The organism is Streptomyces sp. BR1 (genome assembly GCF_052373795.1).
Classification (GTDB): domain Bacteria; phylum Actinomycetota; class Actinomycetes; order Streptomycetales; family Streptomycetaceae; genus Streptomyces.
Genome location: NZ_CM126252.1, coordinates 2,633,196 through 2,656,302, shown reverse-complemented (window position 1 = coordinate 2,656,302; position 23,107 = coordinate 2,633,196). Strand labels below are relative to the sequence as shown.

Below are 23,107 nucleotides of genomic sequence, written 5' to 3'. Positions count from 1 at the left end.
CGGCAGGGAATGCGCAGGGAACGGGCAGGAGGCGGCTGGTGACCGTCGACGACAAGCAGTCCGGCGAGGGGGGCCGCCCTCCGTCGGAACCGGCCCCAAGCTCCGCGTACCCGACCCCGCACCACGCCGTGGACCACACCGCCGAGCCGACGCACGACCCGCTCGCGATCCGCCTTGAGCAGCTGATTCTCGGCGCGGACCGCCGCTATACGCCGTTCCAGGCGGCCCGTACGGCCGGTGTCTCCATGGAGCTCGCCTCGCGGTTCTGGCGGGCCATGGGGTTCGCGGACATCGGGCAGGCCAAGGCGCTCACCGAGGCGGACGTGCTGGCGCTGCGGCGGCTCGCCGGTCTGGTCGAGGCGGGGCTGCTGAGCGAGCCCATGGCCGTCCAGGTGGCCCGCTCCACCGGGCAGACCACCGCCCGGCTGGCGGAGTGGCAGATCGATTCCTTCCTGGAGGGCCTGACCGAGCCGCCCGAGCCCGGTATGACCCGTACGGAAGTCACGTATCCGCTGGTCGAGCTGCTGCTGCCGGAGCTGGAGGAGTTCCTGGTCTATGTGTGGCGGCGCCAGCTCGCCGCCGCGACCGGGCGGGTGGTGCAGGCCGCCGACGACGAGGAGATGGTCGACCGGCGCCTCGCCGTCGGCTTCGCCGACCTCGTCGGGTTCACCCGGCTCACCCGGCGCCTTGAGGAGGAGGAGCTGGGCGAGCTGGTCGAGGCGTTCGAGACGACCGCGGCGGACCTCGTCGCGGCCCATGGCGGCCGCCTCATCAAGACCCTCGGCGACGAGGTCCTCTTCGCGGCCGACGACGCCGGGACCGCCGCCGAGATATCGCTCCGGCTGATCGAGACCATGAGCCATGACGAGACGATGCCGGCGCTGCGCGTCGGCATCGCGTTCGGCACGGTCACCACCCGGATGGGCGATGTCTTCGGCACGACCGTGAACCTCGCGAGCCGGCTCACGTCGATAGCGCCGAAGGACTCGGTGCTGGTGGATGGCGCCTTCGCGGAGGAGCTGACCCGGGCCGGGGACGCGCCGGTCTCGGAGGCGCAGGCCGCCGAGGAGGCGGCGGCCGCCGAGAAGGAGGGCGAGGAGCCTCCCAAGTACCGGTTCGCGCTTCAGCCGATGTGGCAGCGGCCCGTGCGCGGCTTGGGCGTGGTCGAGCCGTGGATGCTGCACCGGCGTACGTAGCTCCGCCAAGGGGTGCGTGTTCGTCTGCGGGCCGGTGGGGGCTGGTCGCGCCCGCGCGGCGGAGCCGCACAGTGTCACAGCCCCGCGCCCCTAGTAGGGCACCCGGCGCCGTATCGGCCTTCCAGGAGTCCGCCTAGGATCCCCGACGTAACGTTCGTTAACGTCGTCGGGAGGGTCTGATGGGTACGGATGAGCAGCGGTACGGGGAGTTCGTGGCCGTGCGGCGGCATGAGTACGTCGCCGAGCTGGTGCTGGACCGGCCCAAGGCGATGAACGCCGTCTCCTCCGAGATGGCCCGCTCGATCGCGGCCGCCTGCGACGCGCTCGCGGCCGACGCGCAGGTGCGCGTGACCGTGGTGACGTCGACGCACGAGCGGGCGTTCTGCGTGGGCGCGGACCTGAAGGAACGTAACTCCTTCACCGACGCCGAGCTGGTGCGCCAGCGGCCGACCGCGCGTGCCTGCTACACCGGTGTGCTCGATCTGCCGATGCCGACGGTCGCGGCCGTGCACGGGTTCGCGCTCGGCGGCGGGTTCGAGCTGGCGCTGGCCTGCGATCTGATCGTGGCGGACGCGACGGCCGTCGTCGGACTGCCCGAGGTCTCGGTCGGCGTCATCCCCGGCGGCGGCGGTACGCAGCTGCTGCCCCGGCGGGTGGGGGCGGCCCGGGCGGCCGAACTGGTCTTCACCGCGCGGCGGGTGGAGTCGGCCGAGGCGCGTGAGCTCGGCCTGGTGGACGTGCTCGTCGACGCGGGCGAGGACCGTACGGAAGCGCTGGCGCTCGCCGCGCGGATCGCCGCGAACTCGCCGGTCGGGCTGCGCGCGGCCAAGCGGGCGATGCGGCTCGGCCACGGCCTCGACCTGCGGGCGGGCCTGGAGGTCGAGGACGCGGCCTGGCGGTCGGTGGCCTTCTCCGGGGACCGGGCGGAGGGCGTGGCGGCGTTCAACGAGAAGCGGAAGCCGCAGTGGCCGGGGGAGTGAGCCGGTAGGTGGGCCGGGGGCGTGAACGGCTGGCCCGGCCAGTGGCTCAAAACCGGGCAAACCTCCCTAAGCTGGAGGGATGCGCGGTGAGGGTGAGGGTGTCGGCGGAGCCGAGGACGTACGGCTGAGGGCCGTGGTGTCGCTGGCGCAGGCCATGGCGGCGGCCCACACCCCGCGCGAGTCCTGGCGGGCGGCCGCGCTCGGCGCGCGGGACGCGCTCGCCGGGAACTTCGCGGCGCTCTCCACCTGGGAGCGGGAGCTGGGACGGCTGCGGGTGCTGGTGAACGCGGGCGAACGGGCGGCGGGGGAGGAGGAGTTCCCCGAGGACGAGACGTATCCGGTGCACCAGTTCCCCGAGATCACCGAGTTCCTGCACGAGCGGTGGGCGGGGGGCGGTGAGCCCAACGCGTGGGTGGAGACGGCGGCGGGGCCCGACGACTCGGCGGGCTACTGCCATGAGCGGGTGACGGCGCTGCGGCGGCGCGGGCGCGGGTGCTGTGTGGTCGCGCCGATCGTGCTGCACGGGCGGGCGTGGGGCGAGTTGTACGTGGCCCGTCCGCTCGGCGCCCCCGTCTTCGACGCGTCCGACGCCGACTTCGCGACCGTCCTCGCGTCCGTCGCGGCGGCGGGGATCGCCCAGACGGAACGCCTGGAGGAGGTCCGCCGCCTCGCCTTCACCGACCCGCTGACGGGTCTGGCCAACCGCCGTGCGGTGGACGTACGTCTCGACGAGGCGATCGAGGCGCATCGGCGGGACGGGGTGGTGGTGAGCCTGGTCGTGTGCGACCTGAACGGGCTGAAGCGGGTGAACGATACGCGGGGGCACGCGGTGGGCGACCGGTTGCTGGAGCGCTTCGGGTCCGTCCTGTCGCTGTGCGGGGCGATGCTGCCGGGTGCGCTCGCGGCACGTCTGGGCGGTGACGAGTTCTGCCTTCTGGCGGTGGGGCCTTCGGCGGAGGAGGTGGTGCGGGTGGCGTCCGAACTGTGCCTGCGTGCTGGTGAGTTGGAGCTGGGGGAGGGGGTGGCGTGCGGCGTCGCTTCTACGGGCGACCCCATCGGGCCGGTCCGCTCGGCCCGCCGCCTTTTCCGCCTGGCGGACGCGGCCCAGTACCGAGCGAAGGCTGCACGTGCCCCGAAGCCGGTGGTGGCGGGGCGGGACGACGCGGTGGTCCCCTTGGCGGACGCGCCGGTGCCGGAGCGGGCGGAACGCCGCCGCTTCCGTGGCCGGGGCTGAATTCCCCCGCCCCGCCCCTTCCCGAAACTCTCCGAGGGAGCTCTTCGGGTGCGGACCGTGCTGGGTTGCGCGCGCAGTTCCCCGCGCCCCTAGGTATTTAGGGGTGCGGGGAACTGCGCGACCAGCCCCCACCGGGCCGCACTCTGGGGAACGAACCCCGTAAGGGGCCACCCCGCCGCCCACTAGTGACACGCGGCGATTCAGTCCGTACGCTGCTGAATATGGATATGCACACTGTCGTGGTGGGGACGTCCGGGACGACCCCGGAGGACGTCGTCGCCGTCGCCCGGCACAACGCCAGGATCGAGCTCTCGCCCGCCGCGCTCGACGCCCTCGCCAAGGCCCGCGAGATCGTCGACGCCCTCGCGGCGAAGCCGGAGCCCGTGTACGGCGTCTCCACCGGCTTCGGCGCCCTCGCCACCCGGCACATCAGCCCCGACCTGCGCGCCCAGCTCCAGCGCAACATCGTGCGCTCGCACGCCGCGGGCATGGGCCCGCGCGTGGAGCGCGAGGTCGTGCGCGCGCTGATGTTCCTGCGGCTGAAGACCGTCGCCTCGGGCCACACCGGCGTACGCCCGTCCGTCGCGCAGACCATGGCGGACATCCTCAACGCCGGCATCACCCCCGTCGTCCACGAGTACGGCTCCCTCGGCTGCTCCGGCGACCTCGCCCCGCTCTCGCACTGTGCGATGACGCTCATGGGTGAGGGGGAGGCGGAGGGCCCGGACGGGACGGTGCGTCCGGCGGCGGAACTGCTCGCCGAGGCCGGTATCGAGCCCGTCGTGCTGCGCGAGAAGGAGGGCCTGGCCCTCCTCAACGGCACCGACGGCATGCTCGGCATGCTGGTCATGGCCATCGCCGACCTGAAGAAGCTCTACACCTCGGCCGACATCACGGCCGCCCTCTCCCTCGAAGCGCTCCTCGGCACCGCCAAGGTCCTCGCGCCCGAGCTGCACGCCATCCGCCCGCACCCCGGCCAGGGCGCCTCCGCCGCCAACATGCTCTCCGTGCTGAAGGGTTCGGGCCTGACCGGACACTTCCAGCAGGACGAGGCCCCGCGCGTCCAGGACGCGTACTCGGTGCGCTGCGCCCCCCAGGTCGCGGGCGCCGGACGCGACACCATCGCGTACGCGCTGACCGTCGCCGAGCGCGAGCTCGCCTCGGCCGTCGACAACCCGGTCGTCCTGCCCGACGGCCGCGTGGAGTCCAACGGCAACTTCCACGGCGCCCCCGTCGCCTACGTCCTGGACTTCCTCGCCATCGCCGCCGCCGACCTCGGCTCGATCGCCGAGCGCCGCACCGACCGGCTGCTCGACAAGAACCGGTCGCACGGCCTGCCGCCGTTCCTCGCGGACGACGCCGGTGTCGACTCCGGCCTGATGATCGCCCAGTACACCCAGGCCGCCCTGGTCAGCGAGATGAAGCGGCTGGCCGTCCCGGCCTCCGCCGACTCCATCCCGTCGTCGGCGATGCAGGAAGACCATGTCTCCATGGGCTGGTCGGCCGCCCGCAAGCTGCGGACCGCGATCGACAACCTGACCCGGATCATCGCCGTCGAGCTGTACGCGGCGACCCGCGGCATCGAGCTGCGCCACGGTCTGACCCCCGCGCCCGCCTCGCAGGCCGCCATCACGGCCGCCCGCGCGGCCGGTGTCGGCGGCCCCGGCCCGGACCGCTTCCTGGCCCCCGACCTGGCCGCCGCCGACGCGTTCGTGCGCAGCGGTGAGCTGGTCGCCGCCGTGGAGCCGGTGACGGGCCCGCTGGCCTGATCCGTACGTACGGCAAAGGGCGCCCTGGAAACCGGGGCGCCCTTTCTCGTACGGTCTCGTACGCGCTCGAAGACAGCTTTCAGTACTGCCGGCGGGCCCGCCGTACCGAGAACGCGACGAAACCGGCGCCCACGCCCAGGAACAGCGTGCCGCCGAAGAGGTACGGGGACGTGTCCACGCTGCCCGTGTCGGCGAGGGCCGGGTCCGCTTCCGTGCCGGAGGCGGTCGCCGACGAGTGGGCCGGGGCCGGCTGCGGCTTGCCGGGCGCGTCCGTGGCGTTGGCGGACGGGACGAACCACAGGGCGCAGAGCAGCGAGCCCGCCGCGGTGGCGGTGAGCAGCGGCCGGCGAGCGATGGGCACCTGGTCGATCCCCCTTGTGGATACGGCGAATTGGTGGTGTGTGCCGATGCTAGTGAAAGCAGCGGGTCGCAGGAAAGTCGCGGCGGCCCGGAGCCCTACGCTCCGTCGCATGACCACTGAAGAGACACCACGCTATGTACGCCTCCGGGTGGATTTGATCCTGGAGATCGACGACACGGAGGCGCTGACGGGCGCGGCCCTGGAGCGCATCACGGCGGACGAACTCCTTCCGGAGCTCGAACGCGCGCATGCCGAGTCGGCGGTGCGGGAAGACGAGGCGGAGGCCCTGGCGTATCTGGTCGATCCGTTCGACCTGATCGCCGAGGTGCCGGGGGTCGAGCTCGCCCAGGCCTCGTGGAGCAGCGAGGAGATCGAGTACGACCCCGACGACGAGGACTGGGACCTCGACGAGGAAGATGAGACGGACGAGGAGGACGGGGACGGCGGCCCGAGGCCGTAGCGTCCGCGGAGCCGCAGGGCCGGGGTCACCCGGCCCGGGTGGCGCCGCCGGGTGGGCTTTCCCACACCTCCTCCGGAAATGGAACCACAGCCTCAGCGGCTACGTTGTTCAGTCGATGGTTGGGGACCGGCGATGATGGAGAAGCGTGTGATAACGGAGAGTAAGCGGCGCAAGGGATTTGTGGTCGCGTCCGCCGTGCTCGGTGGCGTACTGGTGCTGTCGGCGTGCAACGACAGTTCCAAGGACAAGAGCGGCGCCGACGCCTCGAAGACGTCACAGTCCCAGGTCGACAAGGCGGCCGAGAAGGACACCTCCGACGCCAAGATCACCATCACGCCCAAGAACGGCGCCGACAACGTCGGCATCAACAACGGCACCAAGGTCACCGTCGCCGACGGCAAGCTGACGTCGGTCACCATGACCTCGGCCGACGGCACCGCGGTCACGGGCAAGATCTCGGCGGACGGCGCCGGCTGGGCGCCGGACAAGCAGCTGAAGCGCTCCGCCAAGTACAAGATCACGGCGACCGCGAAGGACGCGAAGGGCCGCGAGGCCCACGAGAACGCCTCGTTCTCGACCGTCTCGCCCAGCAACAGCTTCATCGGCAACTTCACGCCGGAGGACGGCTCGACGGTCGGCGTGGGCATGCCGGTCTCGGTCACCTTCGACAAGGCGATCACCAACAAGAAGGACGTCCAGTCCCACATCTCGGTGACGTCCAGCAGCGGCCAGGAGGTCGTCGGCCACTGGTTCGGCGCCCAGCGCCTGGACTTCCGCCCGCAGGACTACTGGAAGTCCGGCTCGACCGTGACGATGAAGCTCAACCTGGACGGCGTCGAGGCGTCCAACGGCATCACCGGTGTCCAGGAGAAGACGGTCACCTTCAAGATCGGCCGCAACCAGGTCTCGACGGTCGACGCCGGCACGCACCAGATGACCGTCACCCAGGACGGCAAGACGGTCAAGACCATCCCGATCTCGGCCGGCGCGCCCGACCACAAGACGTACAACGGCACCATGGTGATCTCCGAGAAGTTCAAGGAGACCCGGATGAACGGCGCCACGGTCGGCTTCACCGACGGCGACGGCAAGGGCGAGTACGACATCAAGGACGTCCCGCACGCCATGCGGCTCTCCGCCTCCGGCACGTTCATCCACGGCAACTACTGGGGCGACAAGTCCATCTTCGGCAGCGTCAACACCAGCCACGGCTGCGTGGGCCTGTCCGACACCAAGGGCGCCGACGACGCGGGCACCGCGGGTGCCTGGTTCTACGAGCACTCGATCGTCGGTGACGTGGTCATCGTCAAGAACACCGGCGACAAGACCATCGCGCCCGACAACGGCTTCAGCGACTGGAACCTGAGCTGGTCGGCGTGGAAGGCCGGCTCGGCCGTCTGAGCCCCTTCCGCCCGTACGACAGCGGCCGCGCCCGGATCCCGGTGCGCGGCCGCTGTCGTACTCCCGTGCACAGCTTCCTCATTGAGGGTTCTCATGGCGCTCTCATCGCGGCCTTAACTCCTCATCACCCCTCGCGCCTACCTTCGCGCCCATGTTCTTCACCTACCTCCGGCGCGAGCTGCGCCGCCGCAGAAAAGCGGCGCTGGTCGTCGCATCGGGGCTCGCGCTCGGCATCGCGCTGGTCATCGTGGTCAGCTCGGTGTCGACCGGGATGACCCGGGCGCAGGGCAAGGTCCTGCAGTCGCTGTACGGGCTCGGCACCGACATGACCGTCACCAAGGCCGCGCCCCCGCCCGGCTCCTCGGACGGCGGCCGCCCGCGTTTCAAGTTCGACGCCAAGGGCAGCGGCGACACCGGTGACCAGAGCAGCGACCGGGTGATGGTGCAGGGCTTCCAGACCCTGGCGTCCTCGACGGTGGGTCAGGTGGACAAGCAGGACGGCGTCGCGGACGCGGTCGGCGGCCTCAACCTGACCGTCCTGAAGGTCAACGGCCAGTTCACCCGCGGTGAGTTCAAGCAGTACCGCCAGCAGCAGAAGTCCCGGCGTGGCTCGGGCGGCACCGGAGGCGCGGGCCCGCAGGGCGAGGTCCAGGGCGGCGGCGCCTCCTTCGACGTCAACTCCTTCACCGTGTACGGCACGGACGTCACCAAGCAGCAGCTCGGCCCGCTGACCTCCTCCAAGATCACCTCGGGCCGTACCTTCCGCAGCGACGAGAGCGCCGGCAAGGTCGCGGTCGTCGACAGCGCGTACGCCAAGGAGAAGCAGCTGGCCACCGGCGGCAGCGTCACCATCTCCAACACCAAGTACACGATCATCGGCCTGGCCACCGCCGACAGTGGCAACGCCGCCGCCAACGTCTATCTGCCGCTCGGCGAGGCGCAGACGCTCGCGGGCGCCAAGGACAAGATCACCACGGTGTACGTCAAGGCCGCCGACTCGCAGCGGATCGCGGGCGTGAAGACGGCCATCCAGAAGAACGTCTCGGGGACGACGGTGACCACCTCCGCCGACCTCGCCGACACCGTCTCCGGCTCGCTGTCCACCGCCTCCAGCCTCGCCTCCAACGTCGGCAAGTGGCTCTCGATCGCGGTGCTCGCGGCCGCGTTCCTGGTGGCCGGGCTGCTCACCTCGTCGGCGGTCAGCCGCCGGGTGCGGGAGTTCGGCACGCTCAAGGCGCTCGGCTGGAAGAGCGGCCGGGTCACCCGCCAGGTCGTGGGAGAAGCCCTGGTCAATGGCCTGATGGGCGGCGCACTCGGCATCGCGCTCGGCCTCGCGGGCGCGTACGCGGTCACCGCGATCAGCCCGACGCTCACCGCGCAGCTCGGCGGCGGGGGCGGCAACGGCGGCGGAGGCTTCGGCGGCGGAGGTTTCGGTGGCGGCGGCTTCGGGCGCCGGAGCGCCGCCAAGGCCGTCGACATCGCGCTGACCGCGCCCGTCTCCCTCACCACCATCGGCCTCGCCGTGGCCCTCGCGGTCGCGGGCGGTCTCGTCGCGGGCGGCTTCGGCGGCTGGCGCGCCTCCCGGCTGCGCCCGGCCGACGCCCTGCGCCGCGTCGAGTAGCCGTCCGCGCACCGACCGACTCACGTACGTACGAAAGGAACCGAGCCGGAGTCATGTACGAACTCAGCGGCGTCACCAAGCGGTACCGGCGGGGCAAGGACACCATCAACGCGCTCGACGGGGTCGATCTGACCATCGAGGACGGCGGACGCCTGGTCATCCAGGGCCCCACCGGCGGCGGCAAGTCCACCCTGCTCCAGATGCTCGGCGGGCTCGACCGGCCGACCGAGGGCAGCGTCGTCCTCGACGGCGTCGACCTCGGGCGGCTGCCCGAGGCCCGGCTCACCAAGGTGCGGGCCGAGTCCATCGGCTTCGTCTTCCAGAGCTTCAACCTGATCCCGACGCTCACCGCACAGGAGAACGTCGAGACCGCCCTCGTCCCGCTCGGCCTCAAGGCCGCCGAACGCCGTGAGCGCGCCGCCGAGGCGCTGACGTCGGTGGGCCTGGGCGAGCGCCTGTCCCATCTGCCCGGCGAGATGTCCGGCGGTCAGCAGCAGCGCGTCGCGATCGCCCGCGCGGTCGTCAAGCGCCCCAAGGTGCTGCTCGCCGACGAGCCCACCGGCAACCTCGACGAGGGCATGCGCGACGAGATCATGGAGGTGCTTGAAGCGCTCTGGAAGGAGCACCACCTGACCTTCGTCATGGTCACCCACGACACCGCGCTGGCCCGCCGTGCGCCGCGCCTGGCGGTCATCCGCAAGGGCAAGGTGACGATCACGGAGAACGCGTCGGCGGCGTGACGGTTACGACGCTCACGCAGCGCGGTTCGGCGGCGTGACGGGGGCGGGGCGGCTCCCGGTCTCGGGGGCCGCCGCCCAGCTCGCGAGCAGCCGCAGCGAGTCGGCCGAGGCCGAGCCGGGCTCCGCGTAGTACGTCACCAGCGACAGATCGTGCTCGTCGGGCAGCTTCAACGTCTCGTACGAGAGGGTGAGTTCACCCACCACCGGGTGGTGCAGCCGCTTGCTGCCGTGGCCCTTCTGGCGGACGGTGTGGGCCGCCCACAGCGTACGGAACTCGTCGCTCTTGACCGACAGCTCGCCGACCAGCGCGGTGAGCAGCGGGTCGTCCGGGTAGCAGCCCGCGCACAGCCGCAGTACGCCGACCACCTCGGCCGCCTTGTCCTCCCATTCGAGGTACCGCTCGCGGGCGGTCGGGTCGAGGAAGACATGGCGGGCGAAGTTGCGCTCCTCCGGCGGCAGTTCGATGAAGTCGCCGATCAGGGCGGCGGCCATCCGGTTCCAGGCCAGCAGATCGAGCCGGCGGCCGAGCAGATACGCCGGGACCGACTCCATCGAGTCGATCAGATGCTGGAGCTCCGGCCGCACCCGCTGCTGGCGGGCCATCGCCGCCCGCTTCTTCTTGATCGTCGTGGGCTTGGCGAGGTGGGTCAGATGCTGCTGCTCGGCCTCGGTCAGCCGCAGCGCCCGGGCGATCGCGTCCAGGACCTCGGTCGACACGTTCTGCCCGTTCCCCTGCTCCAGGCGGGTGTAGTACGCGACCGACACCCCGGCCAGCTGCGCCAGCTCCTCGCGGCGCAGCCCCGGCACCCGCCGGTGCCGCCCGAAGTCGGGCAGCCCCACGTCCCCGGGCTTGAGCCGGGCCCGGCGGGAGCGGAGGAATTCGCTGAGTTCGGCACGCTGGTCCATGACATCCCAGTATCCGCCGTCGTACGACGGTGAGCCTGACCCTGCCAGTAGTACGCACACCGGTGGTACGCACGGCGTACGTACGCAGACCAGGGGGCTGGGTGGCAGGCCCCGGACGCGGCACCGTGGTGGACGTATCCGAGATCTTGAGGAGAAGGCAATGACCACCGTCGCCGCCTACGCCGCCCCCGCCGCCAAGGCACCGCTGGAGCGCACCACCATCGAGCGCCGCCCCGTCGGCGCACACGACATCCTGATCGAGATCAAGTACGCGGGCATCTGCCACTCCGACATCCACCAGGCCCGCGAGGGCTGGGGCGAGGCCATCTTCCCGATGGTCCCGGGCCACGAGATCGCGGGCGTGGTCGCCGAGACCGGCTCGGCCGTGACCAAGTACGCGGTCGGCGACCGGGTCGGCGTCGGCTGCTTCGTCGACTCCTGCGGCGAGTGCGAGCAGTGCCGGGCCGGGCAGGAGCAGTTCTGCGCCCAGGGCGTCGGCACGTACAACGCCATCGGCCGCGACGGCGAGCCCACCTACGGCGGCTACTCCACCCACGTCGTCGTCGACGAGCGCTTCGCCCTGCGCATCCCCGACAGCATCCCCCTCGACGTCGCGGCGCCGCTGCTGTGCGCCGGGATCACGCTGTACTCGCCGCTGCGCCGCTGGCAGACGGGCCCCGGCAAGAAGGTCGCGATCCTCGGGCTCGGCGGCCTCGGCCACATGGGTGTCAAGATCGCGCACGCGCTCGGCGCCGAGGTGACCGTGCTCAGCCAGACCCTGCGCAAGCAGGAGGACGGCCTGAAGCTCGGCGCGGACCACTTCCACGCGACCAGTGACCCGGAGACCTTCTCGAAGCTCGCGGGCTCCCTCGACCTGATCGTCTCCACGGTCTCGGCCCCGCTGGACCTCGGCGCCTACCTCTCGCTCCTGAAGCCGGGCGGCGCGCTGGTGAACGTGGGCGCCCCCGAGGAGCCGAACGCGCTCAACATGTTCGGCCTCATCGGCGGCAACAAGATCCTCGCCGGCTCGATGATCGGCGGCATCGCCGAAACCCAGGAAATGCTGGACTTCTGCGCGGAGCACGGCCTGGGCGCGGAGATCGAGCTGATCCGCGCGGAGCAGGTGAACGAGGCGTACGAGCGGGTGCTGGCGAGCGATGTGCGCTACCGGTTCGTGATTGACGCGGCGACGATCTGAGTCCGTTTGCCTTACGTCGGAGGTAATCGACGGTGCGGCGGTGGCCCGGCAGGATCGGGGCATCGCCGCACCGGGTTTTCCGGGCGGGGACTGCCGACCGAGGAGGTCACTGCCATGACCGCGTACGCCATCGCCAACCTGCGCCCGATCAAGACGATGCCGGAGGACGTCGTCGTCTACATGGAGACCATCCAGTCCACCATGGAGCCCTTCGGCGGCCGCTTCCTGGTGCATGGCGCGACGCTGGAGGTGAGGGAGGGGTCATGGCCGAACGCCCTGGTGATAGTCGGCTTCCCGAGCATGGCGGAGGCCCGCGCGTGGTACGACTCCCCGGCCTACCAGTCCCTGATCCCGCTCCGCACGGACCACATCGAGGGGGATGTGGTGCTGGTGGAGGGGGTGGCGGAGGGCTACGAGGCAGCGGCAACGGCGGCACGCCTCAGGGCCGAGCGGTCGGCGTAGTGGGGGAGCTTTACGTAGTGGTTCAGGGGCGCGGGGAACTGCGCGACCAGCCACACACGACCCGCACCGCACCAGTCACCCGACTCAGCATCCACCACCTCGTGGCCACCGATACGGCGACTCAAGCCGATACTCACCAGCCCGCGGCACGGCGAGCCGAACAAACTCCCCGTCACGGGAAACGCACGCACCCCCGGTCGCCCGCAACCAAGGCGAGTAGGCGATCCGCACAGTCACAGCCCCCGCCCGCGGCATCCGCACCACAAGCGACGCGTCATCACCCCCCACAGCCACCCCCGGCGCGGACACCAGCGGCACAGCACCCCGCACCCGATACACCGTCCAGTGCGCATCCCGCCACACATGCTCCAACCACGGCGGCTGCTCTCGAACGAGCGAGGCCTCCGCAGTGGCGGGCCCATCCGGCAGCCCGTCGTGCAGGGCGACATACCCGACGGCCCACCGATCGAGCCACGCCCGATACCGCGCCGCGGTGAACGACCCGTCGTAGAACAGGCGGCCGCGCTCGACGTCGAGCTGCCGATTCCAGCCGCGAGCGGAATTGACGTCCGCGGCCAGCACCGCGGCCTCGCGGTGATTGCGCGCAGGGACGACCTCGACCCGCGTACGGTCCGCCCCGAGCCGCCGCAACTCACTGACCAGCCCGTCCGTATGCGCAGCCCACGCGGGCGTGACGGTGGACACCCGTATGTCGTCGAGCGTCTTGTCGCGCAGCCAGTTGACGGAGACGACCAGCGTCACGGCCAGCACGATCCGCCGCGTCCGGTCGAGCCCGGGCACGAGGAGGGCTGCGAGTAGTACGGGCGGCCCGACGAGCCCGACGAGCCGTTCCACGTTCGACCCGACAGGCGAGGCGACGAAGAACGTGAGCACCACACCGACCGCGTACACGGCGGCTCCGACCCGTACGACCTTCCACGTACGCGCGACGGGCGCGGCGAGCAGCAGCGCGGCGCAGACGGCGAGCGGCATCCACACCTTGCCCAGCGCCATGGGCTGTTCGCCCTCGAAGGGGAAGAGCAGGGTGGTGACCGCGACGACCGCGCACGGCGGCAGGCCCAGGACGGCGGCCTTCGCCCACTGCCGGTCGAGCCCGTACGCGGCGCCGACGACGAGCAGGAAGAGCCCGGCGACGGGGCTGGCCATGGTGGCGAGAGCGGTGCTCACACCTGCGAGCACCAGTCGCGTTCCGGACCGCTCGGCCGATCCGAGAGCACTGCTCCGATCCCGAAGCGCCGCTCGCGGAACGGTTGTTGCCCCCACTCCCTGCACAAACAGACAGCCGGCCAGGGCGAACGAAACCCCCACCGCAAACGTGGTCCGCCCCGAGACGACATTGCACCAGAGCGCGATCGCCGCGAGCAGCGCGGGCCACAGCCCCCGCCAGGGACGGCCGTTCCCGTCGCCCCGAGCGCCCTCCGCCCGTACGAACAGCAGGGCCATCAGCCACGTACCGGACAACCCCGCCGCGACCGAGACGGCCCGCACTCCGAACGCGGCCATCAACCACGGCGTGAGCAGGCTGTAGTTGGCGGTGTGCGCGCCCCCGTACCAGGAGAGGTTGTACGCGGAGACCGGGTGCCGCGCCGCGAAGCCCGCCCAGGCGAGCTGGGCCGCGAGGTCGCCACCGCCGGTCGCGAGGACCAAAGCCCACACCACGTAAAACGGAACGACGACTGCGGTCGCGACGGCGGGCACACGCCATTCGGGCCGCAGCCACCCGCCGCGCGATGGCGAGCTGGCTCCGTCCCCGGCCGTGTCGTTCCTGTCGGCCTTGTCGGTCCGCAGGACTTGGCTGATGCCCACCCGCCAACCCTACGGTCCCCCACTGACACAGCCAGTAATGGTTTTCTCACGCGCTGCTCGACGGACCGGTCCCGGACGGCGATTGTCAGACCCGGTCCCTACCCTCGAAGACATGATCACCACGCTGGCCGTCGAGAACTACCGCTCACTGAGGCACCTGGTCGTACGACTCGACCGCCTCAATGTGGTGACGGGTGCCAACGGGACGGGGAAGTCGTCCCTGTACCGCGCCCTGCGGCTGCTCGCCGACTCCGCGCGCGGCGGCGCGGTCGCGGCCCTCGCGCGCGAGGGCGGGCTGCCGTCGACGCTGTGGGCGGGCCCCGAGCGGACGGGCCGGGCGGTCCGCGAGGGCCGCAGCCCGCTCCAGGGCACGGTCCGCACCGAACCGGTGAGCCTGCGCCTCGGATTCGCGGGCGACGACTTCGGTTACGCGGTCGACTTCGGCCACCCCGGCGGCGCGGCGGGCGACCCCGACTCGCTCTTCACGCTCGACCCGGAGATCAAACGCGAGTCGATCTGGAGCGGCCCGGTGCTGCGCCCGGCGACGGTGCTCTCCGAGCGGGCCGGGCAGGCGGTGAAGGTGCGGTCGGCGGACGGCACATGGCAGCGTTCGGCGGGCGAGATCCGCCCGTACGACTCGATGCTCGGTGAACTCGCCGACCCGCAGCGGGCACCGGACGTCCTGGCGGTCCGCGAACGCGTCCGCGCATGGCGCTTCTACGACCACGTACGCACGGACGCGCACGCGCCGGCCCGGGGCACCCACATCGGCACCCGTACGCCGGTCCTGAGCGGCGACGGCGCGGACCTCGCCGCCGCGCTCCAGACGATCCGGGAGATCGGCGACCGAGAGGGGCTCGACGAGGCGGTGGACGCGGCGTTCCCCGGCAGCCGCGTCGAGATCGACCTGGTCGGCGGCCGCCTCGAACTCCGCCTGCGCCAACACGGCCTGCTCCGCCCCCTGACCGCCCCGGAACTCTCCGACGGCACCCTGCGCTACCTGCTCTGGACGGCGGCCCTCCTGACCCCCCGCCCCCCGGCGCTCATGGTCCTGAACGAGCCGGAAACGAGCCTCCACCCGGACCTCCTGCCACCCCTGTCCGCCCTGATCCGCAAGGCGACAAAGCACACCCAACTGGTGGTGGTCACCCACGCCCGCCCCCTGGCCGAGGCCCTGTCCCACCGGGCCAACGTCATAGAACTGGTCAAGGAGTTCGGCCAGACGGTGGTGGAGGGACAGGGAGTGCTGGACGAGCCGGTCTGGTACTGGCCGAAGAGGTGACGGGACCGTCTGGCGCGGCTACTCAGCGCGTTCGACGCGAGCGAACGAGGTACACACCCGACGGAACCCCGGGTGCCCCGAACGCCCTGTGTGGCTCATGCACTCCACGTCGACGGCCGCGCCGTCCGTCGAGGCCACCGCCTGCCAGTCGCACCCCAGGCGCTCCGCCTCGAACGTCACGTCCGTGCCGGGATGTTGAGCGATCCGATGCTCGACATACCGCAGTACCGAGCGGGCGGTCATCGCGGACCCCGAGTCCGATGCGGATGGTTATGGATCTCCACGTCCGCGTCCGTCGCACCCGACAGATCTCCCCGATCACACGCGGCCTGCCGCTGCCGCACTAGTGCGGCGCACACGTCGCAGCCCATTGCGGGCTCGGGCGGCTTGCACGGCAGGGACAGATTCACCGGGCTGTCCATTGTCGTCCTCGTGTTTCTCACGCTCCACGCCTCCCTGGCCGATTGCTCACGGCGCGAGCAATCGTCCCTCGGGAAACAGGCAGCATGCGCATTCAGTCGCGCAGTCGACTAAAGATCAGGAACGGCAGACCGCTGCCCACTCGGACAGCTTCCCTCTCGCTTCGTAGCCGAAGAGTGCGCACCTCTCGTATCCGGAGAAGTCCGCGAGATAGCTGCAAATATCCTGGTTGTCACGCAGCACCAGGCTCCCTGCGGACGTCTCGACCGTCGCCAATGACGAGTCGTAAACAGTGAACGTATTCAAGGGAACTGTCGGTGTGAACGCTCCCACGGGAATCACGCCGAGCCGCACATTCGGCAGGTATGTGAGAGACGATAGGCGGTCCATCTGTTCGGCGAGAGCGAGGGGACTGACGACGGGCCATCTGACGGCTTGCTCGGTGAGGAGGAACCGAAACGTCTTGGAGGTGTCATACAGGACAGCCTGTCGCTCCAGCTTCTCGGCGACGGCCTTGCGCGTATCCGCCGTGGAGTGGGCAAGGCTGGCCCGGACGTATTCGGGCGTCGCCAACAGTCCTGTGACCATGGAGAGCAGGAAGAAGCGGATCTCGGTCGAGGAAGCTTCGAGCGCCTTCAGCTCCGACTGCCGGGTGTCCAGTCCCTTTCGCCGGAGGTCCCGCAGGTCGCGCCACTCGGTGTTGGCGATCCGGGCCAGCGCGGAGATCTCCGCGACCAGGTCGGGCGGCGCCTCAAGAGCCTTGAGGATCTGCTCGATGTCGACCAGGGAAGGGCGTACCTTCCCGTTCTCGATACGGCTCACCTTCGACTGGGACATGTTGCAACGCGCCGCAAGCCGATCCCCCGAGAGACCGGCTTGCTTGCGCAGCGAGCGGAGTTTCGCGGCCAGCTCCTGAGAGGAACGGCCGAGCCGCTCAGGGTCGAACGTCACCCTTCACGTACTCCAGTCACGTACTCCGGAAATGGGACGGATTCGGATATCGCGATGTGCTGGTACGTGATGAACGGCGCGACGTCGCCCTCGTACAGCTCGCGGCCGATCTGTGTTCCGTCGGTCTCGTAATGCATGAGGACGACCGTGGCGCGGTCGAACATCCAGAAATCCGGGACGTTCGGGAGCGGATTCTTTCGGCCCGTGACGTCCAGAATTCTGACGTCCTCACCGGCGAGAGAGTGGGGTGTGTAGTAGCGTGAGAACTCGAAGCGCAGATAGTCCGAGAGTGGCTGAGCGAGAAGGTGGACCCGCCCTTTTCGCCTGCCCTCGTCACGCAACCGCTTCAAGTCCTGAGTGTACGGAGACGCGTACGCATGGGGATCGATCCGCACACCGCTCCTGAACGCTTCGAACTCCGCGGACTCCTGCGGGACCAGATACTGCGGCAGGGTTTCCAGCCGCCAAGCTTCCCTCTGGAACTCCCGGAGCTTGGCGCGCCACGCGTCACCATCCAAGAGCACGAACTGCCTCCCGCAGCACCGATTCCGGGATCTCGACGAGCCCTTCCCCTTGAGGCGGAGTGAAGTCGCGGAACACAACGCCCTGGACGACGAACGACCCGCGATCGGTGGCGTACACATTGGGGCAGTCGTCCTCGCCGCACTCCCCGTTCCCGTTGCCCGTGCCGGTGAGGCGGGTCAGCCCTGCATGCTCGGCCATGCGAAACCCCCTGCTGGCCCCTGCTGCGAGGCCCCGGTTGGAGCCGGTGAAGCCGACGGTACGGAGGTCGCGCGCGGCCGTCCATGCATACACGCGACTATGCGCGTCCTCGCATAAACCCGGTGCCCCGGACAGAGGACATCGGCCGTCGACGCCTCAACGGCTGGAACCTGGGCCGAGTCGGCTGGTGGGCCGGCACGACCTCCGGACACCCGTGTGTGAAGCGAACATCACCGTCCGCGCGTTGAGCTCCGCTGTGCCTCGCTACCCTCCGCCGGTGCGGTGTTCCGCGGCCTCCTTGACGTTCCCCAGCGTCGTGAGAATGGCCGCGCGCTGCTTCTTCGGGAGGTTCAGCACCTTGTACATCGCCTTCATCGGCAGTGCGCCCCGATCCGGTTCTTCCACGCGCATGTGGTGGGACAGCCGGGTGCCGCCGTTCTCGGGTTCCAGGTGGTAGTCCCAGTACGCACGACCGCCCGAGCCCCGGTTCTCCTCCTTCATCGGAGGGAACGAGACCCAGCCGAAGTCATGCCCGCGGTCCACCGCCGTGATCTCCGACGGGGCGTCGAACCTCGACGGCCCGAACCTCTCGTGCGCCACCCACCGCGCCCCGAGCTCCAGCGGCCCGTCGAACTCGATGGCCTTGGTGATGCTCTTGGGCCCGGCGAACTCCGGGTGCCGCCGCACATCCGTCACGACCGCCCACACCACGTCCGGAGCGGCATCCACGTGAACGCTCTCCGTGATCTCCGACAGCGTCATCGCGCACCTCCACGAGACTCTCCTTCGATCATGCGCGCCCGGCTGCTGCCACGCCAGACTCCGGCGGGTGCCCCACGGCCGCGGTCACCGGTTCAGGACGTCCCGTTCGCCGTGCCGTCGCCAGCAGGAGCGATACCCGTCGGGCAGGAAGCCCCCCAGTTCGTCTCGAACGGCTCGCTCAGCTTGACCCCCGTGCCACCTATGCCGCAGTACCCGTCCGGGTTCTTGTCGAGGTACTGCTGGTGGTACGGCTCCGCCGGGTAGAACGTGCGGCCCTGGGACGGGAGGATTTCCGTGGTGATCGTCCGGTGGCCCGCCGCCGTCAGGACCTGCTGGTAGGCCTCGCGGGACGCCTCCGCCACCGTGGCCTGCTCCGGGGTGTGGGTGTAGATCGCGGAGCGGTACTGGGTGCCGACGTCGTTGCCCTGGCGGAAGCCCTGGGTGGGGTTGTGGGATTCCCAGAAGAGTTTTACGAGGGACGCGTACGAGACGACCCTCGGGTCGAAGACCACTCGGACCGCCTCCGTGTGGCCCGTCAGGCCCGAGCAGACCTCTTCGTACGCCGGGTTCACGGTGTAGCCGCCCTGGTAGCCGACCAGGGTCGTCCACACGCCCTCCGTCTGCCAGAACTTGCGCTCGGCGCCCCAGAAGCAGCCCAGGCCGAAGTCGGCTGTCTCCAGGCCCTCGGGGTACGGGCCGAGCAGTGGGTTGCCGAGGACCGTGTGGCGGGACGGAACCGTGAATTCGGGCTCCGGGCGGCCCTTGAGGGCCTGCTCGGGGGTGGGGAGTACGGGCGTACGGCTGTTCAGGAACATCGCGGGGGCTCCTCCGCCAGGAGAGTCGGGTCGGGCGCAGTCAGTTCGGGTTCCGTCGGGTGCAACCCGTTCAACGTTTCGGGGGTGCGGAGGATTCCGGCCACCGCTACCTCGGCAGCGTCGCCGGGTTCCCCCCGTTCGCCTCGTACCCCGCCACCGCCAGCGCGCGGTATATCGCGTACTGCGCCGCCGGGTCCTCGGACAGGGTCCACGGGAGCGCGCCCACATAGCCGTCGAGGTGGACGAACTGTTCCATCGACTCGGACCAGCGCTGGGCGCCGACCAGGAAGAACGCGAGCAGGTGGCGCACGTGCGCCAGGACCGGGTCGTCCGGGCGGGCCACATGGACCGCGTGGAGCGCGCCCTCCATCGCGCGGCTCACCACCGCCGTGCGGTGGAAGTCGCTGACCAGGACGATGTCGTCCATGTGCTCGTACACCGCGAACAGCGGCAGCGCGGACAGCAGCGAGCCGCGCGGGGCCCGCGCCGCCGCCGACGTCGCGAACTCGTCCGCCAGCTCGCGCGAGCCGTGCCACTTCTCGCACCAGTAGTGCAGGGCCGACAGATGCGCCCCCATGTGCTGCGGCGCGCGGTCGATCACCTTGGCCCACAGCTGCTCGAACTCCGCGTGCGGGTACGCCAGTCCGCGGGCCACCGCCAGTTCCGTGATGTACGGGATCGGGTCGCCCGGGGCCAGCAGCGCGGCCTCGGCGCAGACCGTGCGCGCCTCCTCCAGGATGATCCGGAAGTCGTCCTTGCCGGCCGACGACGAACGCCACGCCTGCTGCACCAGGAACTCCGCGTGCACCTGCGCCGCGCCCGCGTCCTTGGGCGCCTCCGAGCGCCACTTGCGCAGCCACGCGCCGCCCACGCCGGGGCGCTGCGCCAGTTCGAGCGACGCCGCGCCCGCGAAGGCCTGGACGCGCTGCCAGCGCACCTCGCCCTCCTTGGGCGTGCCCGCGAGCAACTGCGCCGCGGCCCGCCACTCCTGCGTCTGCTGCACCACGTCGAGTACGTCCAGGAGATCCTGGTCCGGGCCCGGCAGCCGCACGTCCAGCTCCTCCTGGCGCGCGAAGCCGTACGCCTGAGGGTCCGCCGCGTCGGGCGCGCCCGGCTCGGCCAGCTGGATGCCGGCCCGGCGGCGGCGCATCATCCACGGGCCGAGGGCCATGCTCAGCAGGCACGCGGCGATCAGGAACCAGAGAATCTCCATGCCTCAAGCGAACCAGACCCCACGGACATCTGGCCAACCCGCGCCCAGCCCTGTGGACAACCCGGCGCCCACCCGCACGGCCGACCGCGTCGAACCCGGCCCCGCCGAAGCCCGCGCCCGGTGGTCAGCCCAGGCGCCACCGACGCCCTGCTCCGGGCCAGCTCGCCCCCACCCCCGTCTCACCCCCCGCCGCCCCGTGTCTCATCACCCGGCGACCGCCCCCAATGTCGCCACCCGGCGAACTAGGCTCTGGCCTCATGAGCCACGAGCACCTCGACAAGAGCTTCGAGACCATCGCGATCCATGCCGGAAACACCGCGGATCCGCTGACCGGTGCGGTCGTACCCCCGATCTACCAGGTCTCCACCTACAAGCAGGACGGCGTGGGCGGGCTGCGCGGCGGTTACGAGTACAGCCGCAGCGCCAACCCGACCCGTACGGCCCTGGAGGAGAACCTGGCCGCCCTGGAGGGCGGTGTCCGCGGGCTCGCCTTCGCGTCGGGCCTGGCGGCCGAGGACTGCCTGCTGCGTACGCTGCTGGTCCCCGGCGACCACGTCGTCATCCCCAATGACGCGTACGGCGGCACCTTCCGCCTCTTCGCCAAGGTCGTCTCCCGGTGGGGCGTGGAGTGGTCGGTCGCCGACACCTCCGACCCGGCGTCCGTGCGGGCCGCCGTCAACGACCGTACGAAGGTCATCTGGGTCGAGACGCCCTCGAACCCGCTGCTCGGCATCACCGACATCGCGGCCGTCGCGGCGGTCGCCAAGGACGTCGGCGCGAAGCTGGTCGTCGACAACACCTTCGCGAGCCCCTATCTCCAGCAGCCGCTCTCTCTCGGCGCGGACGTCGTCGTGCACTCGCTGACGAAGTACATGGGCGGCCACTCGGACGTCGTCGGCGGCGCTCTGATCACCAACTCGGCCGAGCTGGGCGAGGAGTTGGCGTACCACCAGAACGCGATGGGCGCGGTCGCCGGGCCGTTCGACTCCTGGCTGGTGCTGCGCGGCATCAAGACGCTGCCGGTGCGCATGGACCGGCACAGCGAGAACGCCGGGAAGATCGCGGAGATGCTGACCCGCCACCCCAAGGTGTCGCACGTCCTGTACCCGGGGCTGCCCGAGCACCCCGGCCACGAGATCGCGGCCAAGCAGATGCGCGCCTTCGGCGGCATGATCTCCTTCCGGGTCACGGGCGGCGAGCAGGAGGCGGTCGACCTGTGCGCCCGCACCAAGGTCTTCACGCTCGGCGAGTCCCTGGGCGGCGTCGAGTCGCTGATCGAGCACCCGGGCCGGATGACGCACGCCAGCGTCGCCGGTTCCGCGCTTGAGGTGCCGGGCGACCTGGTGCGTCTTTCGGTCGGCATCGAGAACGTGGACGACCTGCTGGCGGACCTCCAGCAGGCGCTGGGCTGATCCTCATCCGACCCCGTAGGGGTCCTGGGGCCGACGGCCCCAGGACCCTCACTACGTATACGGCTCAGAAGCCGTCCACCGGTGGCGCCACTGTGGACGGCGGCGCCGTCCACGGATGGACCCGCGCCGCCCACACCGTGAAGGCGACCGTCGCCGCAAGGATCACCAGCCACATCAGCCGCCGCGCGGCCTGCCGGCGGCGCAGCAGCCGCAGACCCAACTCGGCAGCCTGTGCGGCGAGTTCGGCCGGAACCGGCGGATGCGGGCCCTCCAGGAGTCGGCGGACCTCCGCCTCCTTGCGGTCGGGCAGGCTCATGACACCCCCTCCGCAGTCGCCCTCGGGCGCGGCTGCCGGGGCCCCGCCGGGGCGCTGCGCATCGTCGCGATCGCGCGCGTGCAGATCACCCGGACCCGGTCCACCGGCAGCCCGATCAGCGCGGCGACCTGCTCCTCCGCGACCCCTTCGTACAGCCGCAGCACCAGGATCAGCCGCTCCTGCGGGGTGAGCGGTGCCAGGACACCCGCCGAGCGGTCGTGGTGCAGATGGTGGCGCCAGGCCGTGGCGGCGAACCTGGCCGCCAGCTCCTGGCGGGTGCGCACGTACGGGTCGTCGCCGCGCAGCGGGTCCCAGCGCGCGTACGTACGGGCGAGGGCGGCCGTCAGCAGGCGGCGGGCCCGTTCGTTGTGCTCGGGGGGCTCGGCCGTGAGCAGGGTCGCGGCATGCAGCAGCCTGCCGCCCGCGCCCGCCACGAACGCCTCGAACTCGCGGGCGCTGCGGCGCCGCAGTTCCGCCTGGCGCGCGCGCATGGCCTCATCTGAAGGCAGCGCGCGCAGCAGGTCAAGAGGTCGGCGCCGCCGGTTCCTGGGTGGCCGACTGGCGGGCCGAGAGAGCTGAGTTGAAGCGGGTCAGGAGGGTGCAGAAGGACTCGCGTTCGTCCTCGGTCCAGCCGTCCGTCACCCGCGCCATCAGCTCGCGCCGCGAGGAGCGCACCTCTTCGAGGCGGGCCTGGCCGCGCGGGGAGAGCTGGAGGACGACGGCGCGGCCGTCCTCCGGGTGCGAAGTCCGCTTCACCAGGCCCGTGTCGACGAGCGGCGCGACCTGGCGGGTGACGGTCGAGGAGTCGATGCCCATGCCCGCGGCGAGCGCCTTGACGCCCATCGGGCCTTCCTGGTCAAGCCTGTTGAGCAGCAGATAGGCGGCGCGGTCCATCGAGTTGCGGACCTGGCCGACGCCGCCGAGACGGGTCTGCTCCGCGCGGCGCGCGAAGATGGCCACCTGGTGCTGGAGGGCATCGAGGAGACCTGGGTCGAGATGGGAAGTCATGTCCTGAGTAGTGGGCATGGCCGGGGCTCTCTCGTGCGGCGGTCGGTGTG

25 protein-coding genes are annotated in these 23,107 nt (G+C 70.9%); 12 read left to right on the top strand and 13 right to left on the bottom strand.

The features are described from left to right. The first annotated feature begins 38 nt into the window (after positions 1–38). The 4 genes from ACT1U9_RS11225 to hutH all read left to right on the top strand — a co-directional run bounded on the left by ACT1U9_RS11225 (position 39) and on the right by hutH (position 5,179). Positions 39–1,196 (top strand): adenylate/guanylate cyclase domain-containing protein, encoded by a 1,158-nt coding sequence (locus tag ACT1U9_RS11225; protein WP_444538196.1) that lies wholly within the window; start codon positions 39–41, stop codon positions 1,194–1,196. 176 nt (positions 1,197–1,372) lie between these two features. Further along, a complete protein-coding gene (locus ACT1U9_RS11220; protein WP_444539070.1) occupies positions 1,373–2,176 on the top strand; it encodes an enoyl-CoA hydratase/isomerase family protein in 804 nt (267 codons plus the stop codon). Between the two features lie 79 nt (positions 2,177–2,255). After that, positions 2,256–3,410, top strand: coding sequence for a diguanylate cyclase domain-containing protein (locus tag ACT1U9_RS11215; RefSeq protein ID WP_444538195.1), 1,155 nt, complete (start codon positions 2,256–2,258; stop codon positions 3,408–3,410). A gap of 227 nt (positions 3,411–3,637) precedes the next feature. Beyond that, positions 3,638–5,179: a histidine ammonia-lyase gene (hutH, locus tag ACT1U9_RS11210; RefSeq protein ID WP_444539069.1), complete on the top strand. Its 1,542-nt coding sequence runs from the start codon at positions 3,638–3,640 to the stop codon at positions 5,177–5,179. A 79-nt stretch (positions 5,180–5,258) separates the two neighbouring features. Here the strand turns inward: hutH and ACT1U9_RS11205 are convergent, their stop codons facing one another. Beyond that, positions 5,259–5,540, bottom strand: coding sequence for a hypothetical protein (locus ACT1U9_RS11205; RefSeq protein WP_444538194.1), 282 nt, complete (start codon positions 5,538–5,540; stop codon positions 5,259–5,261). A gap of 109 nt (positions 5,541–5,649) precedes the next feature. On the opposite strand from ACT1U9_RS11205, the gene ACT1U9_RS11200 reads away from it, so the two are divergent. The 4 genes from ACT1U9_RS11200 to ACT1U9_RS11185 all read left to right on the top strand — a co-directional run bounded on the left by ACT1U9_RS11200 (position 5,650) and on the right by ACT1U9_RS11185 (position 9,762). Beyond that, positions 5,650–6,000 (top strand): hypothetical protein, encoded by a 351-nt coding sequence (locus tag ACT1U9_RS11200; RefSeq protein ID WP_188276212.1) that lies wholly within the window; start codon positions 5,650–5,652, stop codon positions 5,998–6,000. A 135-nt stretch (positions 6,001–6,135) separates the two neighbouring features. After that, positions 6,136–7,401 (top strand): L,D-transpeptidase, encoded by a 1,266-nt coding sequence (locus tag ACT1U9_RS11195; protein ID WP_444539068.1) that lies wholly within the window; start codon positions 6,136–6,138, stop codon positions 7,399–7,401. A 151-nt stretch (positions 7,402–7,552) separates the two neighbouring features. Next, positions 7,553–9,022: an ABC transporter permease gene (locus ACT1U9_RS11190; RefSeq protein ID WP_444538193.1), complete on the top strand. Its 1,470-nt coding sequence runs from the start codon at positions 7,553–7,555 to the stop codon at positions 9,020–9,022. 53 nt (positions 9,023–9,075) lie between these two features. Beyond that, complete coding sequence (locus ACT1U9_RS11185) at positions 9,076–9,762, top strand: ABC transporter ATP-binding protein (RefSeq protein ID WP_444538192.1); 687 nt, start codon at positions 9,076–9,078, stop codon at positions 9,760–9,762. 12 nt (positions 9,763–9,774) lie between these two features. Here ACT1U9_RS11185 and ACT1U9_RS11180 read toward each other — a convergent pair whose 3' ends face one another. Further along, on the bottom strand, positions 9,775–10,668 hold the full coding sequence (locus tag ACT1U9_RS11180) for a helix-turn-helix domain-containing protein (protein ID WP_444538191.1): 894 nt from the start codon (positions 10,666–10,668) through the stop codon (positions 9,775–9,777). A gap of 160 nt (positions 10,669–10,828) precedes the next feature. Here ACT1U9_RS11180 and ACT1U9_RS11175 point away from each other — a divergent pair, with 160 nt between their 5' ends. Together ACT1U9_RS11175 and ACT1U9_RS11170 are read left to right on the top strand one after the other, a co-directional pair. Further along, a complete protein-coding gene (locus ACT1U9_RS11175; protein ID WP_444538190.1) occupies positions 10,829–11,866 on the top strand; it encodes an NAD(P)-dependent alcohol dehydrogenase in 1,038 nt (345 codons plus the stop codon). Between the two features lie 114 nt (positions 11,867–11,980). Continuing rightward, positions 11,981–12,328: a DUF1330 domain-containing protein gene (locus tag ACT1U9_RS11170; protein ID WP_444538189.1), complete on the top strand. Its 348-nt coding sequence runs from the start codon at positions 11,981–11,983 to the stop codon at positions 12,326–12,328. A gap of 84 nt (positions 12,329–12,412) precedes the next feature. Here the strand turns inward: ACT1U9_RS11170 and ACT1U9_RS11165 are convergent, their stop codons facing one another. Further along, positions 12,413–14,047, bottom strand: a complete 1,635-nt coding sequence (locus ACT1U9_RS11165) for a hypothetical protein (RefSeq protein WP_444539067.1) — start codon at positions 14,045–14,047, stop codon at positions 12,413–12,415. A 220-nt stretch (positions 14,048–14,267) separates the two neighbouring features. Here ACT1U9_RS11165 and ACT1U9_RS11160 point away from each other — a divergent pair, with 220 nt between their 5' ends. Next, positions 14,268–15,437, top strand: a complete 1,170-nt coding sequence (locus tag ACT1U9_RS11160) for an AAA family ATPase (RefSeq protein WP_444538188.1) — start codon at positions 14,268–14,270, stop codon at positions 15,435–15,437. A gap of 18 nt (positions 15,438–15,455) precedes the next feature. Here ACT1U9_RS11160 and ACT1U9_RS11155 read toward each other — a convergent pair whose 3' ends face one another. From ACT1U9_RS11155 to ACT1U9_RS11125, 7 genes are all read right to left on the bottom strand, one after another. Further along, complete coding sequence (locus ACT1U9_RS11155; protein WP_444538187.1) at positions 15,456–15,680, bottom strand: DUF7848 domain-containing protein; 225 nt, start codon at positions 15,678–15,680, stop codon at positions 15,456–15,458. Positions 15,681–15,974: 294 nt separating this feature from the next. Continuing rightward, entirely contained in the window at positions 15,975–16,808 is an 834-nt protein-coding gene (locus ACT1U9_RS11150) for a helix-turn-helix domain-containing protein (RefSeq protein ID WP_444538186.1), read from the bottom strand. Continuing rightward, a complete protein-coding gene (locus tag ACT1U9_RS11145; RefSeq protein ID WP_444538185.1) occupies positions 16,805–17,332 on the bottom strand; it encodes a DUF6879 family protein in 528 nt (175 codons plus the stop codon). The genes ACT1U9_RS11150 and ACT1U9_RS11145 overlap by 4 nt, the downstream gene beginning before the upstream one ends. Beyond that, positions 17,316–17,531: a hypothetical protein gene (locus tag ACT1U9_RS11140; RefSeq protein WP_444538184.1), complete on the bottom strand. Its 216-nt coding sequence runs from the start codon at positions 17,529–17,531 to the stop codon at positions 17,316–17,318. The genes ACT1U9_RS11145 and ACT1U9_RS11140 overlap by 17 nt, the downstream gene beginning before the upstream one ends. Before the next feature lie 264 nt (positions 17,532–17,795). Next, positions 17,796–18,293, bottom strand: a complete 498-nt coding sequence (locus ACT1U9_RS11135; protein ID WP_444538183.1) for an SRPBCC family protein — start codon at positions 18,291–18,293, stop codon at positions 17,796–17,798. Between the two features lie 92 nt (positions 18,294–18,385). Then, on the bottom strand, positions 18,386–19,108 hold the full coding sequence (gene msrA / locus ACT1U9_RS11130) for a peptide-methionine (S)-S-oxide reductase MsrA (RefSeq protein WP_444538182.1): 723 nt from the start codon (positions 19,106–19,108) through the stop codon (positions 18,386–18,388). 106 nt (positions 19,109–19,214) lie between these two features. Next, entirely contained in the window at positions 19,215–20,321 is a 1,107-nt protein-coding gene (locus ACT1U9_RS11125) for a hypothetical protein (protein ID WP_444538181.1), read from the bottom strand. 257 nt (positions 20,322–20,578) lie between these two features. On the opposite strand from ACT1U9_RS11125, the gene ACT1U9_RS11120 reads away from it, so the two are divergent. Next, on the top strand, positions 20,579–21,733 hold the full coding sequence (locus tag ACT1U9_RS11120; protein ID WP_444538180.1) for a cystathionine gamma-synthase: 1,155 nt from the start codon (positions 20,579–20,581) through the stop codon (positions 21,731–21,733). Positions 21,734–21,797: 64 nt separating this feature from the next. Here ACT1U9_RS11120 and ACT1U9_RS11115 read toward each other — a convergent pair whose 3' ends face one another. From ACT1U9_RS11115 to ACT1U9_RS11105, 3 genes are read right to left on the bottom strand one after another with little or no spacing between them, the layout of a single operon-like run. Further along, a complete protein-coding gene (locus ACT1U9_RS11115) occupies positions 21,798–22,049 on the bottom strand; it encodes a hypothetical protein (RefSeq protein WP_444538179.1) in 252 nt (83 codons plus the stop codon). Next, complete coding sequence (locus ACT1U9_RS11110) at positions 22,046–22,540, bottom strand: sigma factor-like helix-turn-helix DNA-binding protein (protein ID WP_444538178.1); 495 nt, start codon at positions 22,538–22,540, stop codon at positions 22,046–22,048. The genes ACT1U9_RS11115 and ACT1U9_RS11110 overlap by 4 nt, the downstream gene beginning before the upstream one ends. Positions 22,541–22,571: 31 nt before the next feature. Continuing rightward, on the bottom strand, positions 22,572–23,075 hold the full coding sequence (locus ACT1U9_RS11105; protein WP_188276194.1) for a MarR family winged helix-turn-helix transcriptional regulator: 504 nt from the start codon (positions 23,073–23,075) through the stop codon (positions 22,572–22,574). Positions 23,076–23,107: the final 32 nt, after the last annotated feature.